Source organism: Kluyvera ascorbata, assembly GCF_023195735.1.
GTDB lineage: Bacteria > Pseudomonadota > Gammaproteobacteria > Enterobacterales > Enterobacteriaceae > Kluyvera > Kluyvera ascorbata.
Genome location: NZ_CP096201.1, coordinates 2,646,448 through 2,663,351 on the forward strand (window position 1 = coordinate 2,646,448; position 16,904 = coordinate 2,663,351).

A 16,904-nucleotide genomic window follows, 5' to 3' on the forward strand; every position below is an offset into this window, starting at 1 on the left:
AGCCCCGGGCTTTTTTTTCTGCCTATTCCGCTTCAGCTTGCTGCTGTGCCGCTTCTTTTGCCGCCATCACACGCTCAACGGTATCGACTACCGCCTGCGTTTGCGGATCAATTTCAATGTTGACGCGGTCGCCCAGGCGTTTTTTGCCAAGCGTAGTGCGCTCCAGGGTTTCCGGGATCAGGTGGACGCAGAAACGCGTCGCCGTCACTTCACCGACCGTCAGGCTGATGCCATCAATACCGATAAAGCCCTTGTACAGGACGTACTTCATCAGCGTCGGGTCCTGAATTTTAAACCAGATCTGCTTATTATTTTCAGAGGTCAGGATTTTAGAGACTTCCGCCGTGGTCATAATATGACCGGACATTAAATGACCACCGATTTCGTCACTGAATTTCGCCGCGCGCTCAACGTTCACGAGGTCGCCCTCTTTCACATCGCCAAGATTAGTGATGCGCAGCGTCTCTTTCATCAGATCAAAGCTTATCTGGTCGCCGTTAATTTCCGTCACCGTTAAGCAGCAGCCGTTGTGCGCAACCGATGCGCCCGTCTCAAGACCCGCCAGCATGTGTTCCGGCAGCGCCACAACGTGGGTACGGAAGTTCGGTTTCTCATCAATGGACACGATTTTTGCCGTGCCCTGCACAATACCAGTGAACATGCAGTTAACTCCTGTTGATAATCATTACGGTACGTCTACCGATTCGTCTGCTACGCACAATAGCAGTTGATAAAACAGGTTGCTACCTTCCCCGCCGCTCCACCTATTTTTTGACTAGATTAAAAGCAAATCCTCGCTACAATGATGGAGCAAATCCTCTATTTATTCTTCTTGCTGCCGGTTAAGGCGGCTTTTCTGTCTCCCGTACCCAGCGTACGGCGAGAATAAATAACAACAATACAGGTGTTCACGTGCAGAAGTACTTTAGTGAAGCGCGGCAGTTATTAGCGCTGGCTATCCCAGTTATCCTCGCGCAGGTTGCCCAAACCGCGATGGGCTTTGTCGATACGGTTATGGCAGGCGGCTATAGCGCTACCGACATGGCTGCCGTCGCCATTGGTACCTCTATCTGGTTGCCAGCCATCCTCTTTGGTCACGGCTTACTGCTGGCCCTCACCCCGGTGATTGCCCAGCTCAACGGTTCCGGTCGTCGCGACCGAATCGCACAACAGGTGCGCCAGGGATTCTGGCTGGCGGGACTTGTCTCCGTGTTGATTATGGTGGTGCTGTGGAACGCGGGATACATCATCCGCTCAATGCATAACATTGACCCTGCGCTGGCGGATAAAGCGGTCGGCTACCTCCGTGCCCTGTTATGGGGTGCACCGGGCTACCTCTGTTTCCAGGTTGCACGTAACCAGTGTGAAGGCCTTGCCAAAACCAAGCCCGGAATGGTGATGGGCTTTATTGGTCTGCTGGTGAATATTCCCGTGAACTACATCTTTATTTACGGCCATTTTGGCATGCCGGAACTCGGCGGCGTGGGCTGCGGTGTCGCCACCGCATCGGTCTACTGGGTGATGTTCTTCAGCATGTTCTACTACGTTCGCCATGCGGGCTCGATGCGCGACATCCGTAACAAAGAACACTTTGCCCGCCCAGATACGGCCATCCTGAAACGACTGGTCTCTTTAGGGCTGCCCATCGCGCTGGCGTTATTCTTTGAAGTGACTCTGTTCGCCGTGGTGGCGCTGCTCGTCTCTCCGCTGGGAATCGTCGACGTCGCCGGCCACCAGATTGCCCTGAACTTCAGCTCGCTGATGTTCGTACTGCCAATGTCGCTGGCGGCGGCGGTTACCATCCGCGTCGGCTTCCGCCTTGGGCAGGGCTCTACGCCGGATGCGCAGGTTTCCGCCCGCACCGGGCTCGGCGTCGGGGTGTGTATGGCAATGTGCACGGCGATTTTCACCACATTGATGCGCACGCACATCGCACTGCTGTACAACGACAATCCGGAAGTGGTGACGCTTGCCGCTCAGTTGATGCTGCTGGCAGCGCTGTACCAGATTTCTGACTCGGTGCAGGTTATCGGTAGCGGTATTCTGCGTGGTTATAAAGATACGCGGTCGATCTTCTTTATTACCTTTATCGCGTATTGGGTTCTCGGCCTACCGTGCGGCTACGTGCTGGCGCTGACCGATATCGTGGTACCGCGAATGGGCCCGGCGGGCTTCTGGTGGGGCTTTATTATTGGTCTGACATCGGCCGCGGTGCTGATGATGCTGAGAATGCGTTTCCTGCAACGCCAACCGGACGTGGTGATTCTTCAGCGCGCCTCGCGTTAACATTTCCAGGCGGCATTTCGCCTGGCCGGGCTACACTCAAAGGTAGCCCGGCCGAGGTGCAACGCGGCGCTACCGCTTAGTGGTGTAGCATCTCGTCTACCACCTGCTGTTTCGTTAACTGGAACGGATAATAGGTCGGCCAGTTATCCATTTCTGCCAACAGCGCTTCCTGAGACTGATTCCCCATAAAGATATGGAAATGACTGGACTTGCGCGGGCCAATAATATGGTCGCTGAACTGCACGAATTTCGGTGCCTCGCTCTTCGCGTCCTGGCATTCAAATAGATAGCGCACGCCCTTCTTGCCGGAGGTGTAAGTCAGGATTTTGTGCCCCGCGTAACGGTACTGGCAGGCACTCACCTTGTCACCCACGTGAAACTCCATGGTGCCGTTTTCGATACCAATCATATTCACATCGGTAGCATAGCCTTTACGGTAGTATTCTTTAATCTGGGCAAAGGTTTTACTCTTGTCTTTATTAGCCTTTTGCTGGAAAACCGGGTCGAGATCGCCAGAAAGCAGCAGTGCGTTTACCGACTCCCAAACGCCATCCCAATCTTTCAGTTCACGATCCTTAACATCGCTATTGCTAAAAACCCCCTCTGCCGCCTTTTGTTCTACTGCCGTGAGTGGTTGACCGTGGTCATGATGCCCGTGTGACAGCGCCTGCCCGCTGACGACCAGCGCGCCAACTGCCAGCGTTACTTTTCCCAGAAGTTTCATTGCTATTTATCCTTATATGATGTGAGAAAAAATGAGATGTTATATTATAACAATTCATTTCTCAACCACACAGACCTTCCTGTTTTGTCTATGCGTTCGGTCTTCAGGGTCGCGCCGTTGGATAAATAAAATGCAGACAGATCAATGAATTTTATCAACCGCGTTAAAACGCGAGCAATGTGGGCAAAAGTTCTCCAGTCGGGTGAAATCACACATTTTCCGCTTGCCACCGACCGCCGCTGCCGCTAATATTCGTCCCCGTTGTCGCAAGCAACAATGCGTCTGTAGCTCAGTTGGTTAGAGCACCACCTTGACATGGTGGGGGTCGATGGTTCGAGTCCATTCAGACGCACCATTAATGCGTTTATAGCTCAGTTGGTTAGAGCACCACCTTGACATGGTGGGGGTCGTTGGTTCGAGTCCAATTAAACGCACCATTATGCGTCTGTAGCTCAGTTGGTTAGAGCACCACCTTGACATGGTGGGGGTCGATGGTTCGAGTCCATTCAGACGCACCATTCCGCTTTATCTCCGAATTTTCTTACCGCTATCCCCTATCGAGTTGATTCATCACGCAGCAATCTCGCGTCATGACGTGGGAAGATATTTTCACCTCCCCACTACAACGATTCGCTACTCCGCTGTTTCAATACGAATTGTGCTGTTGTCGAAATCTGTAGTCACCGTTTCAGGACTTACCACCATCACATCAATCTCGTCGCAGGGAACCACTTTGTAGCGGGCCACCTGAGACATTTTTTCTGCCGTGACGGCGACAATGACCTCGTTACTCTGCGCGATAACCTCTTTCTTAAAGCACGCATCTTCATAGTACACGGCACTCAAGCCAGCCTGCTGATCCAGACCGCACACCCCAATAAAAGCCTGGTCGAAGACCATTTCGCGTACCAGATTTACCGTATCTGAACTGAGCGTACTGCCGGTTTTCGGATTCACCTTACCGCCGAGAAGTATCAGTTCTCCGTTCGTTCTGGCCCCTAATGCCGCGGCTATCTGCGGGCAGTTAGTGACTATCGTCAGTTCAATATCCTCGGGAATAAACGCCGCCATCGCCAGGTAGGTCGAACCTGAATCAATAAAGATGCAGGATTCCGGCTTCAGCAGCTCGGCACATTTTTTACCCACCAGCGACTTTTCACTGACGTTCTGTTCAATCCGCGTGGCCAGCGAACTTGACGCAATAAGCTGACTAACAGCGCCGCCGTAGACCTTCTTACACACCCCTTTTCTGGCGAGTTCCTGCAGATCACGGCGAATAGTGTGTTCCGAGACCCCGAGCTGCCGCGCAACATCAGCGCCAATCACCCGACCGGTGGTCATCAATAGCTGATGAATAAACGCCTGTCTCTGGTCAGGTAAAGCATCATAATCAATCAAGAGAACCTCCAATGACCGAGCAACATATTGCACAATCTATCACAATGTATCATAGTGGCGCTATCTTTCAGGCCGTGCTGAAAAGCTTAGCCGGACAAAACTCTCCCGATAACCAGGAGCATCGCGTGCACATCACCTTATCTCAGGGTCTCAGCGCTTATCTACAGCAGCTTGAACAGCGAACGCATACCTGGTTTATCGCCCAGGATATCAACGCAACGGAAGAGATATTTATCCGCTATTACTACGAAGCGCGACGCGGCAGCCTGAAGCCGCTGTATGCGCAACTGATGCAGCATGCCAGTGAACATCAGCTTGCCGTTCAGCCCGCAATCACTGACTGTCTGACCCGCGTGGTCTCTGGCATCGTACCTGCATCAGGGCGCGCCATTCGCCTGATTCTGGGGATGCTGACCTACTGGCTCTCGCAATATCACTGTGGCCAACATCGCGAGTTACCCGAGGCACGAGAGGCTCGCGATATCATCGCGGGGATCTTACACAACCAGGTGATTTCAGTAGGCTGACCCTTTATCTCAGCGCTTATCTTTACCGACCAGGAGTTCAAATGAGCAATCAACCTATTGGCAAAATTATCCTCGATGAAGCCGCCATTGCCTCCGGCGTGCGTCAGGTCGCCGCACAGCTAAACCGTGATTTCAGCGATGCGGTCGTGATAACCGTGGTTCCGGGCGGAATACTGTTCACCGCAGACCTGACCCGGCAGTTAGATTTTGATATCAGCATGGACTATATTTCATGCCCTCATACCCCCGGTGAGCGGCATAACGACTCAACCATCGTCTATCACCAGAATATTGATATCACCAACCGGCATGTCATCGTTATTGACGACGCGATTGAATCCGGCGGCACGATGAAGCGGCTGGTCGCGCACCTGGCAGACAACTATCACCCCGCTTCCGTTTCGGTTGCCGTACTTTTTGTGAAGCCCGGCCGCGTCGCGATCCCGGTCAAACAATACTACGCCTATGAAATGGAAAGTGACTGTCTTCTGGTTGGCTACGGGATGCCGTGGGAGAATAAATACCGTAACCGGCCGAATGTCGCCCGACTGATAAAATAGATCCCGTCTGAGCGTTGGTTTTCTTTACCCATTAGAAAGACGCGTGGCAAAGACCTTTTGCCACGCGTCATTTAGGTTGGCTTTAGTCAGTCTCATCAAACTGCAATAACCGGCCGGTATTGAGCAACACCAGCAACGTGCTCAGGTTATGCAGCACCGCCGCAATCAGCGCCCCGGCGGCACCCAGCAGGCCCATGGCTGCGGCGGCGACAATCAAAATTGTCCAACCGAGCCCGATAAAGACGTTTACCTGCAGCGTGGCGCGGCATTTGCGGCTCAGCCGAATCGCCGTGGGTAAACGCCTGAGATCGCCACCGGCAAGCACCACGTCTGCCGAAGCCAGTGCGATGTCAGCACCGTTACCGCCCATCGCAATACCGACGGCCCCCGCTTTTAATGCAAGCGCATCGTTGATACCGTCGCCCACCACCATCGGTCGCCAGCCTTCATCCACCATGTTCTGAACCTGGCGCAACTTTTCTGCTGGCAGCGCTTCACCCGCAAGTTCATCAATGCCCGCCTGCTGCGCCACGCGCTCAGCAACGGACATCCGATCGCCGGTCAACAACTGCACACGGCCAATACCCAGCGATTTAAGTTCGTCAACGACCGCGGGCGCTTCGGCACGCAGCGTATCATCCAGAAGGAACCAGCCGAGGAACACGCCGTTCAGCGCCAGGCCAACGACCGGCCCTTCATGCGCTGGCAACGGTGTCGTCTTGACGCTGTAGCGCGTAAAGAGCGCCTGTCGCCCCAACAATGCGATGCCGTCATCGGTCGTCGCCACAATCCCCACGCCCTGAATCTCTTCGACATCACGAAGTGCGTGCCCGCCGGTATCAGATAAGGTTTCGGCCAGTACCCGGCTAACCGGATGGTTACTGGTCGCCCCCAGCGCCGCCGCAAGCGCAAGCGCCTGCTCGCGAGGCATCTCGGTTACCAATAGCGCATCGACAAAACTGAGTCGGCCCTCGGTTAAGGTACCCGTTTTATCGACAATCAGCGCATCAACATCCGCCAGTTCTTCAAGAAACGCCGCGTTGCGGATCAGAATCCCGTGACGCGCGGCCACGGCAATGCCCGCCATCGCCGTGGCGGGCGCTGAGAGCACCAGCGCGCAGGGACATGCCGCCACCAGCACCGCCAGCATCGCCTGGCTGTTGTAGGTTAAAAACCAGGTGGTCGCCGCAATCAGCAGCACCAGAATAAGATAGTGACCGGCATAGCGCTCAAGCATACGGGTGATCGGCGGTTTTGCCTGCTCAGCGTCCTTCATCAGCGCGATGACTTTGCCGAGCGTCGACTGGTCGCCCGTGTGGGTCACTTCAACGCGCAGCAGACCGTTCAGGTTAATACTGCCGGCAAAAACGTTCATACCCGTTACGGCTTCAACCGGCACCGATTCACCGGTGATGTGCCCCACGTCCAGACTGGCCTGCCCGGAAAGTATGCGCCCGTCAGCAGGGAGCCGGTCACCGGCTCTCACCTCAACCACCTCTCCAGCACGCAAATGCTGGCTATCGATCAACTCCATCTCGCCGTCTGCCCGCACGCGCCGCGCCTGGCTATGCGTCAGTTTACTCAGCCCGGCGATCGCCTGCCGGGTTCCCATCACGCTTCGCTCTTCGAGGATATGACCGAAAATCATGATGACCGGCAGCAGCGCAGCGGTCATTAAATCCCCCAACGCCCACGCCCCCAGCATGGCCAACACCACCAGCAGGTCGGTCACGCCATGCAGGTCAGGGTGCAGCAAACTGTGCCATCCGGCACGGAAAACCGGCACCGCCACCAGCAGCCAGGCCACCCCGGCGAGAATGTCGCTAATGCCGGGCTGATCCGGCGCAATGGCTCGCCAGAGCAAGCTGAGCAGCAGCAGACCAATGGTTATCATCGTAAGCGTAAGCTGGCGCTGCATCCGCCGCTGTTCCTCGGGGGTTTGCAGATTGCCGCTAAAATGGATATGCCCGTGGCTACACTGATGACTCATGGTTGTTTCTCGCTATTGGTCGGCGTGGCAGGCTGAGCCGGTAGCCCCTGCAAAATCAATCGACTATCGTCACCGGGTGCGACGGTAATCACCTGTCCCGCCTGGGCCAGAATACGGGTCACTTTATCGCGCCAGATACGCTGCAACAGCCCGCCATCGAGCCCCGCACGGCGAGCGTCGGCCAGTTGTGTAATGGTTTGGGTATCCACGTTGGCCTGCGCCAGTATTTCTTGACGGCTAGCCTCAGCCTGCTGGAGCGTGCGGTCCGCCTGCTGCTGCGCCTGTTGGGTTCGCAATGCCGCGGTGGTGCGGGCGCTGGCAACGGCCTGCTCCGCCTGCTGCCCGGCGGCCAGCACGGCGTTAAACGCGGCGACGGCATTTTCCGGTAGCGATGAGGTGATATCCACGCGTTCAATACGAATGCCCGGATCGTTGCCCCCATCAGCCAGCTTCAGCAGGCTTTGCGTCATGGCCTGTTTAAAATCGCTGCGCAGCTGGATGCGTTCCTGCCCGCATGGCTGTCATTTTGTAAGGTCTCCGGGCGAGTAACCAGAATGGAGTCGAGATCGCGCCCCACGCAAACCACTGCCGCCGCCCGCTCCGTCAAACGGTCGATCAGCGGGTCAATATGCGGTTGCTGTAGCGCAAACTGTACCGGGTCGCTCACGCGCCAGAACACCCGCACATTAAGCTGCACTACGCCCGCATCGCCGGTTAACAGATAACCGGCCCCCGCCCCAGCGTCGTTGTCACGATCCCAACTGTTAATCTGGCTCAGCTGCTGCTCGCGCTGTAATGCCAGCACGTCGCGTTCCAGTATGCGCTCTGCGCCCGGTACCCGTTCTACACGTTCAATGGGATACGGCCACGCAAACAGCAACCCGGCACCTTCAACCCGAACGGGCTTGCCGAAGCGATAGACAATCGCTCTGCTGTCAGGCGCAATCTGGTAAATACTGGAAAACAGCCACGCGCAGGCCGCCATTATCGCCGCTGCGTAAAGGGTGAAAAAAGCTATCCGGTACGACTGCCCCCAGGGCGTCGCCTTTGGCGATTCGCGCATCATGGTTTGGCGCTCTCTTGTAACTGCTCCGGCCCTTGCACCAGTGCCTTAAACGGTTCTGCGTCGGTACGCAGCACCAGCCGCGTGTTGCTATTCACGATGGTGCTCAGCGTATCCAGTGAACGCAGCAGGCTATACAGCTGCGGGTCGCTGGCCCAGGCTTTACCATAAATAGAGGCCGCGTCGCGTTGCGCATTGGCCATAATCGTCGCCGCTTTTACCGAGGCGTCCGCTTCCACAATACGCCCATCGCGATCCGCCTGAGAATGAATCTCCGCCGCCAGACGCTTGCCTTCCGCCGTCCGCTCTGCGGCGATGGTTTCACGTTCAGCACGCATGCGATCGACGGTAGCGTTTAGGGTGACCGCCGGAAGCGTCAGCCGCTCGATGCCGGTCTGAATCACCTCAATACCATAGCTGTTGAGCAATTGGCTTTTCAGCTGCGCTTGCAACCCCTGCTCGAGCTGGTCAATTTTGACCTTGTTACGATCTACGTTGACGATATCCGCCAGCGCGTAGTTACTGGTGGTGGTTTCCAGCGCAGAACCAATAAAAGTCCGTATCTGACGCGCCGCTTCATCCGGCTGATTCTGCACGGCGCGAATAAAGCGCAGCACATTGTTATCATCCGGCTTCACCTTCCAGATAACCCACGCCTGCACCAGTACGCGCAGACCGTCCCGGGTTCCCACATCCTGCAAACCGCTGGAGGTCGAGCGCACGCGCAGGTCGACATTAATCGGCGTTTCAAACGGTGCCGGTAGACGCCATGCCAGACCCGGCGACAGCAGCACACGCTCCGGGTTACCAAAACGCGTAACAACCGTCGCACTGCCGGCGCTCACGTTGAGCAGACAGGCCGTCAGGACGGCAAGCGTCAGCAAAAAGGCCGCAATGCCGAGGCGCAGCGCCCGCTTATGCCGCAGCGGCTGGGGCGACGGTATCTGACGCACGCCAATTTTTTCCGTCGGTTGCGGAGGAACGATTGAATGGATCTTCATGGTTTGCTGGCCTTCTGTGGTGCGGTGCTATCCGTAAGCGCGGGATACTGGCGCATATCGAGGACGGGTTCATTCGTGCCCTGGAGATGGCTATCCAGGATTAATAACGGCGTGTGCGCCAGCGTCTGGCTAAGAATGTGGTAACGACGCTCAAGAATAAAGGCCTGACCGGCCTGCTGCCAGGACTGGCTATCCGCGGCAAACTGCACCGCAGCGGCCCGGGCGCGCGACAGGTTTTCTGCGGCAAAGGCCTCGGCGCCATTCTCGCGGGTTTGCGCATTTTGGCGGGCGTTGATGGTCATCGTAGCCGCATAACCCCGTTCACGGGCTACTCGTGCGCTGGCGGCAATTTGCGCCGCCTGAACGCCGTGATAGGCATCAGCGGCCCCCGCTGGCGGATGAATAGCTTCAATACGGGTAGAAAGCAACTCGACACCGGTATGCAGCGCCGTTAAACGCTGCTGAATTTGCTGATTAAGCGCGGTTGCCAGGCTTGCACGTTGCTCATTAAGCAGTTCATCGAGCTGCTTACTGGCAAACTCAGCCACCAGCACCTGGCGGGCAATGCTGCGCACCAGTACCGGGAGATCCTCTGCCTGATACTGGCTGTTTAACGCATCCTGATTGCTCAGCCCTACGCGCCAGATAAGACGAATATCCATATTCACTATCTGAAAACTCTGGTTATCCGCCGCCTGGCTGGCGATCACCTGAGATTGATCGGTCAGGTGGCTGCTGTCCCATAGACGCCAGCTGTTTTGTGGTGCCGGGCCTTCTGCGGTATCGGGCTCTGCTCTGCTTGCCTGTTGCTCTGGTTCGTCGCTCAGCCGTAGTTCATGTACCGCGCCGAATTCCACGGCACGCACCCGACCAAACGGCCAGGGCAATCCGGCATGCAGCCCTGGAGAAAGCACCGCCATCGGTCGGCCAAAACGTTCGTAAATCCCCCGCTGATGCAGCGGCACCTGCGTCAGACCGCTCAATAACCAGCCGACAATGGCCAGACCGAGCACAACCGGTAACAAGGTTTTCCCCATCAGGCGAAAGGCCTGAACCTGGCGAAGATCGATACCGAAACGTTGCTCAAGGGTATTCAGCACCAGAGTCAGGGGCCGCAGCGGCCAACGATACTGGGCGGCAAACAGACTACGGGTCAGGAGCCGCGGAGCAAGGTCTGCTGAAAGCGGCGACGCCATCACCATTATCGTGCGCAGGAAATACTCCAGCGCCACCAGCAGAATCATCAAACAGCCCAGCTTGATAAGCCACAGCGTCAGCGTCGGCGAATAGGTGACCAGCAGCAGCGCAGAAGCAAGCAAAACCAGCAGGCTGAGCATCATCCGCGCCAGCCCGACATACTCCTGCTGATAGCGCCAGTGACGCAGCGCTTTAAAGCTAATCGTGCGCTCAATCACCAGCAGGCCAAAGCTTAATGCCAGCAGCACGCCGGGAATGACGCGGCTAATTGCCGTATCGGCTTCGCTGGCGGGACTGCGGTCGGCAAGGCCCGCGATAGCAAACGCCATCGCCAGTAGCGACAGCACGGCGGGCATCGCCAGATTTTGCTGGAAATAGGTCCACCAGGTCTGGAGTGCTGGCGGTATCGGCAACCACTTGTTTGCCACCGTCGCGGGTTCGCCCTCCGGCGTAGGTGGCGGCGGGTTTTCAAAACGAATAGCGTTATCAATGAAAGCCAGTGCGACCAGCACCACCGCCAGCAGCAGGCGAAACGCGGGCAACCAGATGCCCGTGCCGGCAATCATCGAGAGAAAGGCGTAGATCAAACCGACCAGCATCAGCAGGCCAGCGAGAGAGATTTTGATGATGGTAAGACGCAGAAGCAGGCGGCTACGTTGAGCGCCCTTCGGCAATAATGGTGGTAATGACACCCTGATGCTCCCAATGGGCTCGCCTGACCGGCTGCAACACATAAGGTAATAGCAGGAATGGCAAACCGACGCGAATTTTTGCGTTACGATATAACATCATGGCAATATACAAAACAGAATATAATTAGCCGTCGGAATCATTTTGGTATCAATATGTAACCGGATGTTCCGTACGGCTTTTCGTGTCTGAATTCGCAGGCCCTACCCGCGCTTTCCCTTCATCACCATCACAAAACACAGCAGCGTGAACGTCATCATAATCCACGCCATCGCCCACGGTGTGCCATCGCTAAAGATAGATAACAGCAACGAAGAGACAATCCCGCTGCCGTACTGTAATGAGCCAATCAGCGCTGAGGCGGAGCCCACCATGTTTCCGGGTACGGTATCCAACGCCGCGGCGGTAGAAGCAGCGGCAACAATGCCGTTCATCGAGAAGAAGATAAAGATGGTCAGCACCATCATCAGCATCCCACCGAGGTGCATTTTCACCGACAGCGCCAGCACAACGGTCGCCAGCGCGGCCACGCAGGACGCTATGCGCAGCAAAGTATGCAGCGGGTGACGCTGCACCAGACGGCGGTTCACCGAGCTCAGCGCCATCACGCCGACAATATTCACCGCAAACAGCCAACCGTAGTGCTGCGGGTCAACGTGGTAGTAGCGGATATACACAAACGGAGAACCGGCAATAAACGCGTACGCCGCCACGTAGAAAAAGCTTACGCACAGGGTGTAACGCATAAATTCGCGGTTTTTTAGCAGCGTACCGTAATTGCCAAAGGCGCTGCTGATTGGCGTCGTCAGCCGCCTTTCCACAGGCAGCGTTTCCGGCAGCCACCAGAGGGCAATAAACATCGCCGCCCCCATCACCACCAGCAGCCAGAACACCATTCGCCAGGAGGCAACGGTAACAATCTGACCGCCCAACAGCGGGCCGATAACCGGCGCAATTGCGCTGATAATCACCAGTGTTGAAAGCATCTGTGCGGCGCGTGTACGCGCATAAAGGTCGCGAATCATCGCGCGCGCCAGCATCGGCCCGGTACAGGCACCAAACGCCTGGAACACGCGCCAGAACACAATCTGCGGCATATCACTCGACAGCGCACAGCCCGCAGAGCCAATCACAAACAGGACCATCCCGATAAACAGCGGAATGCGACGCCCGATACGGTCGCTTATCGGCCCCCAGACCAGCTGAGCAAAGGAGAAACCAATCAAAAAACCGGTAATCGTCAACTCGACATTACCCTGAAGCTGCGCGGCCATCATTGGCATCGCAGGCAGATAAATGTCAGTAGAAAGGGAAGTAAACGCCATCAGCGCGCCAAGAATGACGATGAAAAAGACGCCGGAAGTGGCAGCACGTTTATTCGGTGCGGAATGTTCTGTTCGACTCATAATATCCTGGAAAAAGAAGAAACCGGCAGTGTGTCGCTGCCGGTGATCGACGAGGGCTAAGGTATGGAGATATGCACCAAATAAAGCGTCAAACGCCCTCACCGTTACGCTTAAGCGGACGGTATCTCATCAAGAAATTGCGCCAGCATCGCATTAGCGTTTGCGGCAATATCCGGTGCACATTTTGCCACCAGCACCGCAATAAACGCGTGGAATTGTTCCGGGCTGATGCCGTTATGCTGGCTGATAGCAAAGTGGCTTTTGAGCTGGCTTTCCGCACCGGGAATAGCAGCCAGCGCGGAAATGGTTGCCAGTTCGCGCGTCTGCCAGTCCAGCACGTCACGCTGGAAAATATCACCGAACAGATGCGCTTTCAGGTAGGTATCGATAGCAGGAGCAAAATCGAACAGCGGCCCGCTGACGGTTCTTCCCACTAGCGCAGTCTGCGTATCACGTCCGGCAGTCAGGCTATCCCACCCCGCTGCGGCCAGGGTGGCTTCCTTCCCTGCTTCATCCACAATCCCTTGCGCCTGACGGGTGTTCATCACCGACATAAAACAGCCAAGGCCATTCAGGCTGCGCGGGAAACCGCAGTAGGCGTAAAGCTGAACCAGCACTTCTTTGATTTCATTGACGGTCAGACCGGCATCGAGGCCTTCGTGAAGCGCGGTGGTGAGCCGGGCCATATCGCCGCAGGCGGTCAGTGCCGCAATCGGGATAATCGCCTGCTGGCAGGTATTCAGTGGGTTTTGCATCGTGGCATCTCCGAAGGGAGCCCTGAGGCTCCCGTATAAACGAGTAAATGGGAAAAGTATAGGGCGTTGGTATTAGGTTGATTAGGGCGTAAATTCAGAACTGAGCTATGAATCAATTTCATTAATACCCTCACTTTTTCATGCTGCCTTTCCTCGTGTTATGCCGCACGCAGCTCGGCGGCAAACCGTGTCTGGAACTCGCTGAGTTTGTCTTTATTGCGCGCCGCCACCTCATAGAACGCCAGCGGTTGACGGTAGCGCATGCCCACGTAGCGGGCGCTGGCTTTCATTGGCGTCAGAACCTCTTCCATCGTGCTGTTGAGTAGCCCATCGTGGGAGTACGTGAACTCACTCGCTCCCGCCGTGGTCACGATTTGCAGCTGTTTATCTTTAAGTGCCTCACCGCTGGGGCCAAACGCCCAGCCGTAGGTCCAGACCGCATTCAGGTACGCTTTGAGCATCGGGGTCAGGTTGAACCAGTGCGTGGGATAGAGAAATACCACCCGATCGGCGTTGGCATACGCTGCTTGTTCTGCCGCGACGTCGATGGCATCCGGGGAGTCGCCATACAACGTTTCCAGATTACGTACCGTTACGTTTTCCGCTGCTTCGGCGGTTTCCTGCAGGGCGTGAATCGCCCGGGACTGAGAGAAATAGGGATGTGAAACAATCACCAGCGTTTTCATGTATCGATAACCTTGTCGTGTTTATTGCGAATGACAAGCAGTATGCGACGAGAGATTGATAACTTTAATAGCGCCTATAGTTGATACACTTTCAACTCAAGGTTAATAATAAAGATTATTTACCCGAGACCGGAGTTACATATGGATCTCTCACAGCGCGTGCGCGCCATTACCTCTTTCATCGATGCCGCCGATGCGGGCAGCTTTGCCGCCGCCGCAAGACTTCAGGGGGTGAGCGCGGCCGCCATCAGTAAAAACATCGCCGGGCTGGAGCAGGCGCTCGGGGTACGACTGATGAACCGCACCACCCGGAAGCTCAGTCTGACCGAAGAAGGCACGCTCTTCCTCCAGCAGGCGCGAATCGCCGTAGAAGCGCTGGATACCGCAGTAGATACGGTGGTTGCCGGGAAAATGGAGACGCGAGGCCACGTGCGTATCTCTACCAGCGCCGCTTTTGGCCGTGAGCAGCTTTTGCCCGCCCTTCCGGGACTTCGCCAGCGCTATCCTGGCCTTTCCGTTGAAGTTGATTTCGACGATCGGGTGACGGATATTGTCCGCGACGGTTACGACCTGGCCATCCGCGGCGGGCGTATCGTCGATTCGTCGCTGATTTCCCGTCCGGTGTGCCTGCTGAATATGGTGCTGGTGGCCTCACCGGCATACCTTGCTGAATATGGCGTTCCGACCACGCCCGAAGCGCTTAAACACCATCATCTGATTGCCCGCCGTTTTCTCGGCGGCAAAGTGTCCCCCTGGAACTTCCACGGACCCGACGGCAGCCTGATAACCCTCGAACCGGATGCCGCCGTTGTCACGTTGTCCGCCCCGGAAGCGCAGCTTCAGGCCGCCCTGCTGGGGCTTGGTATCGCGCAGGTCGGTGTACATCATGCGCTCTCGCATCTGCAAAGCGGGCAGCTAAAAACGCTGCTTTTTGGCCAGCACGATACCGGCAGCTACGAGATGGTGATTCAGTATCCGCATCGGGCGCTGGTGGCACCGCGGGTTAAGGCGACCGTTGAATACCTGTTGGAAACCTTTCGTCAGGACAGTAGGTTGCATTTCCCCGTTGCCAGACTGGCAGAGTTTGTAGCATAGTTCAGGGACCATGCATTCATCACACAAATAATGCATTTCATGCCGTATTTTCGGCATTTCATGCCCATTTTCAGGCCGTTAATGCCGGGAACCGCCGTCGAGCGACAAAAAGACCTACAGTAGCGTTTATTTGCAGGTGTAACCTATGCCGAAGTCTCTGTATCATCGCGAAAACCTGTTATCCGGTTTTCAGTGGTTCTTCTTTATTTTCTGCAATACCGTGGTGGTGCCGCCGACGCTAGTCTCCGCCTTCCATCTGCCGGACAGCAGCCTGCTGATGCTGACGCAGTATGCATTTCTCAGCACCGCCGTGGCCTGCCTGTTACAGGTGTTTTTCGGCCATCGCCGCGCCATTATGGAAGGCCCAACCGGCTTGTGGTGGGGAACGATTCTGACCATCACTCTTGCGGAAGCCTCGCGCGGTACGCCGCTTAACGACATCGCCAGCAGCCTGGCCGTCGGTATCGCGATTTCTGCCGTGCTGACCATCCTTATTGGCGTCAGCGGGCTTGGCAACCGTCTGGCTCGCCTGTTTACCCCAACGGTAATGGTCGCGTTTATGCTGCTGCTCGGCGCGCAGCTTACCGCCATCTTCTTTAAGGGCATGTTGGGACTACCGTTTGGCATCGCTAAATCTGACGTCAGCCTTCAACTGGCGCCGTTCGGCGTTTCCGCCGCGGTGATGTTCTTCGTGATTGGCCTGATTGTCTTTCTGCCTCAGCGCATTTCCCGCTATGCGCTGTTGATTGGCACTGTGGTGGGTTGGCTCGTCTGGCGTCTGTGCTTTGGCGCATCAACGGTCGCCTTTGGCGAACTGCATTGGCAGCTGTTCCCCTTAGGCAGCCACGGTACGCTCTCGCCGGGGATTATCCTCACGGCGGTCATGACCGGGTTGGTCAACATCAGTAATACCTACGGTGCCATCCGTGGCACCGATGTGTTCTACCCGCAAAGTCCAGCAACCGGCGTCCACTACCGCCGGAGTTTTGTGGTCTCCGGAGTCATTACGCTCATCACCGTCCCGCTGGCGGTGATCCCGTTTTCACCTTTTGTCTCTTCTGTGGGTTTATTAACCCAGACCGGCGATAGCTCCCGAAGGTCATTTTTCTACGGTTCGCTGCTGTTTCTGCTGGTGGCGATTATCACCCCGCTCTCGCGCTTCTTCTGCGCCATCCCATTAGGGGTCAGTAGTGCAGTCATGCTGGTTTCTTATCTGCCGTTACTTTATTCCAGCCTGGTATTCAGCCAGCAGGTGAAGTTCACTTCACGCAATATTTATCGTCTGGCACTCCCGTTATTTATAGGGTTATTTTTAATGGCGCTGCCTCCCATGTATTTACAGGATGTTCCACTGACTATTCGCCCGTTGTTAAGTAATGGCTTATTGATGGGAATTTTGCTGTCCGTATTGTTAGATAATATTATTCCTTGGGACCGTTTTAAATAATTCCCATTTCGCTTCCTGTGCCGTGGGGAGCATGCCCTTCCGCTTCCCACGCTGACCGCTTTACATACCCTCATAATGT

General features: G+C 56.0%; 16 protein-coding genes and 3 tRNA genes. 8 read left to right on the forward strand and 11 right to left on the reverse strand.

Annotation, left to right across the window (positions count from 1 at the left end):
• Positions 1–22: 22 nt before the first annotated feature.
• Positions 23–661 (reverse strand): riboflavin synthase, encoded by a 639-nt coding sequence (locus tag MY052_RS12525; RefSeq protein WP_035897539.1) that lies wholly within the window; start codon positions 659–661, stop codon positions 23–25.
• Positions 662–912: 251 nt separating this feature from the next.
• On the opposite strand from MY052_RS12525, the gene mdtK reads away from it, so the two are divergent.
• Positions 913–2,286: an MdtK family multidrug efflux MATE transporter gene (gene mdtK, locus MY052_RS12530; RefSeq protein ID WP_202215794.1), complete on the forward strand. Its 1,374-nt coding sequence runs from the start codon at positions 913–915 to the stop codon at positions 2,284–2,286.
• Positions 2,287–2,362: 76 nt separating this feature from the next.
• Here the strand turns inward: mdtK and zinT are convergent, their stop codons facing one another.
• Positions 2,363–3,010 (reverse strand): metal-binding protein ZinT, encoded by a 648-nt coding sequence (gene zinT / locus MY052_RS12535; protein ID WP_248537083.1) that lies wholly within the window; start codon positions 3,008–3,010, stop codon positions 2,363–2,365.
• Positions 3,011–3,288: 278 nt separating this feature from the next.
• Here zinT and MY052_RS12540 point away from each other — a divergent pair.
• The 3 genes from MY052_RS12540 to MY052_RS12550 all read left to right on the forward strand — a co-directional run bounded on the left by MY052_RS12540 (position 3,289) and on the right by MY052_RS12550 (position 3,528).
• Positions 3,289–3,365 (forward strand) — tRNA-Val (locus tag MY052_RS12540).
• Positions 3,366–3,370: 5 nt separating this feature from the next.
• A tRNA-Val gene (locus MY052_RS12545) sits at positions 3,371–3,447 on the forward strand.
• 4 nt (positions 3,448–3,451) lie between these two features.
• A tRNA-Val gene (locus MY052_RS12550) sits at positions 3,452–3,528 on the forward strand.
• 115 nt (positions 3,529–3,643) lie between these two features.
• On the opposite strand, the gene MY052_RS12555 is transcribed toward MY052_RS12550, so the two are convergent.
• Positions 3,644–4,408, reverse strand: coding sequence for a DeoR/GlpR family DNA-binding transcription regulator (locus MY052_RS12555; RefSeq protein WP_202215795.1), 765 nt, complete (start codon positions 4,406–4,408; stop codon positions 3,644–3,646).
• An 11-nt stretch (positions 4,409–4,419) separates the two neighbouring features.
• Between MY052_RS12555 and MY052_RS12560 the strand changes: the two genes are divergently transcribed.
• Both MY052_RS12560 and MY052_RS12565 read left to right on the forward strand, forming a co-directional pair.
• Positions 4,420–4,935 (forward strand): hypothetical protein, encoded by a 516-nt coding sequence (locus MY052_RS12560; protein ID WP_248537084.1) that lies wholly within the window; start codon positions 4,420–4,422, stop codon positions 4,933–4,935.
• A gap of 41 nt (positions 4,936–4,976) precedes the next feature.
• Positions 4,977–5,495: a phosphoribosyltransferase gene (locus tag MY052_RS12565; RefSeq protein ID WP_248537085.1), complete on the forward strand. Its 519-nt coding sequence runs from the start codon at positions 4,977–4,979 to the stop codon at positions 5,493–5,495.
• An 82-nt stretch (positions 5,496–5,577) separates the two neighbouring features.
• On the opposite strand, the gene MY052_RS12570 is transcribed toward MY052_RS12565, so the two are convergent.
• The 8 genes from MY052_RS12570 to MY052_RS12605 form a co-directional block, all read right to left on the reverse strand.
• A complete protein-coding gene (locus MY052_RS12570) occupies positions 5,578–7,485 on the reverse strand; it encodes a heavy metal translocating P-type ATPase (RefSeq protein WP_202215798.1) in 1,908 nt (635 codons plus the stop codon).
• On the reverse strand, positions 7,482–7,955 hold the full coding sequence (locus MY052_RS12575; RefSeq protein WP_248537086.1) for an SPFH domain-containing protein: 474 nt from the start codon (positions 7,953–7,955) through the stop codon (positions 7,482–7,484). The genes MY052_RS12570 and MY052_RS12575 overlap by 4 nt, the downstream gene beginning before the upstream one ends.
• Complete coding sequence (locus MY052_RS12580; RefSeq protein ID WP_248537087.1) at positions 7,952–8,551, reverse strand: SPFH domain-containing protein; 600 nt, start codon at positions 8,549–8,551, stop codon at positions 7,952–7,954. Before MY052_RS12580 ends, MY052_RS12575 begins: the two co-directional genes overlap by 4 nt.
• The gene (hflC, locus tag MY052_RS12585; protein WP_248537088.1) at positions 8,548–9,549 is read right to left on the reverse strand and encodes a protease modulator HflC; all 1,002 of its coding nucleotides are present in this window, start codon (positions 9,547–9,549) and stop codon (positions 8,548–8,550) included. Before hflC ends, MY052_RS12580 begins: the two co-directional genes overlap by 4 nt.
• Positions 9,546–11,438, reverse strand: coding sequence for a protease modulator HflK (gene hflK / locus MY052_RS12590; RefSeq protein ID WP_248537089.1), 1,893 nt, complete (start codon positions 11,436–11,438; stop codon positions 9,546–9,548). The genes hflC and hflK overlap by 4 nt, the downstream gene beginning before the upstream one ends.
• Before the next feature lie 201 nt (positions 11,439–11,639).
• On the reverse strand, positions 11,640–12,842 hold the full coding sequence (locus MY052_RS12595; RefSeq protein ID WP_248537090.1) for a multidrug effflux MFS transporter: 1,203 nt from the start codon (positions 12,840–12,842) through the stop codon (positions 11,640–11,642).
• 110 nt (positions 12,843–12,952) lie between these two features.
• Positions 12,953–13,597, reverse strand: coding sequence for a carboxymuconolactone decarboxylase family protein (locus MY052_RS12600; RefSeq protein WP_248537091.1), 645 nt, complete (start codon positions 13,595–13,597; stop codon positions 12,953–12,955).
• 158 nt (positions 13,598–13,755) lie between these two features.
• The gene (locus tag MY052_RS12605; RefSeq protein WP_248537092.1) at positions 13,756–14,283 is read right to left on the reverse strand and encodes an NAD(P)H-dependent oxidoreductase; all 528 of its coding nucleotides are present in this window, start codon (positions 14,281–14,283) and stop codon (positions 13,756–13,758) included.
• Positions 14,284–14,424: 141 nt separating this feature from the next.
• Between MY052_RS12605 and MY052_RS12610 the strand changes: the two genes are divergently transcribed.
• Entirely contained in the window at positions 14,425–15,378 is a 954-nt protein-coding gene (locus tag MY052_RS12610; protein ID WP_248537093.1) for a LysR family transcriptional regulator, read from the forward strand.
• A 145-nt stretch (positions 15,379–15,523) separates the two neighbouring features.
• Complete coding sequence (locus MY052_RS12615) at positions 15,524–16,825, forward strand: uracil/xanthine transporter (RefSeq protein ID WP_248537094.1); 1,302 nt, start codon at positions 15,524–15,526, stop codon at positions 16,823–16,825.
• The last annotated feature ends 79 nt before the right edge of the window (positions 16,826–16,904 follow it).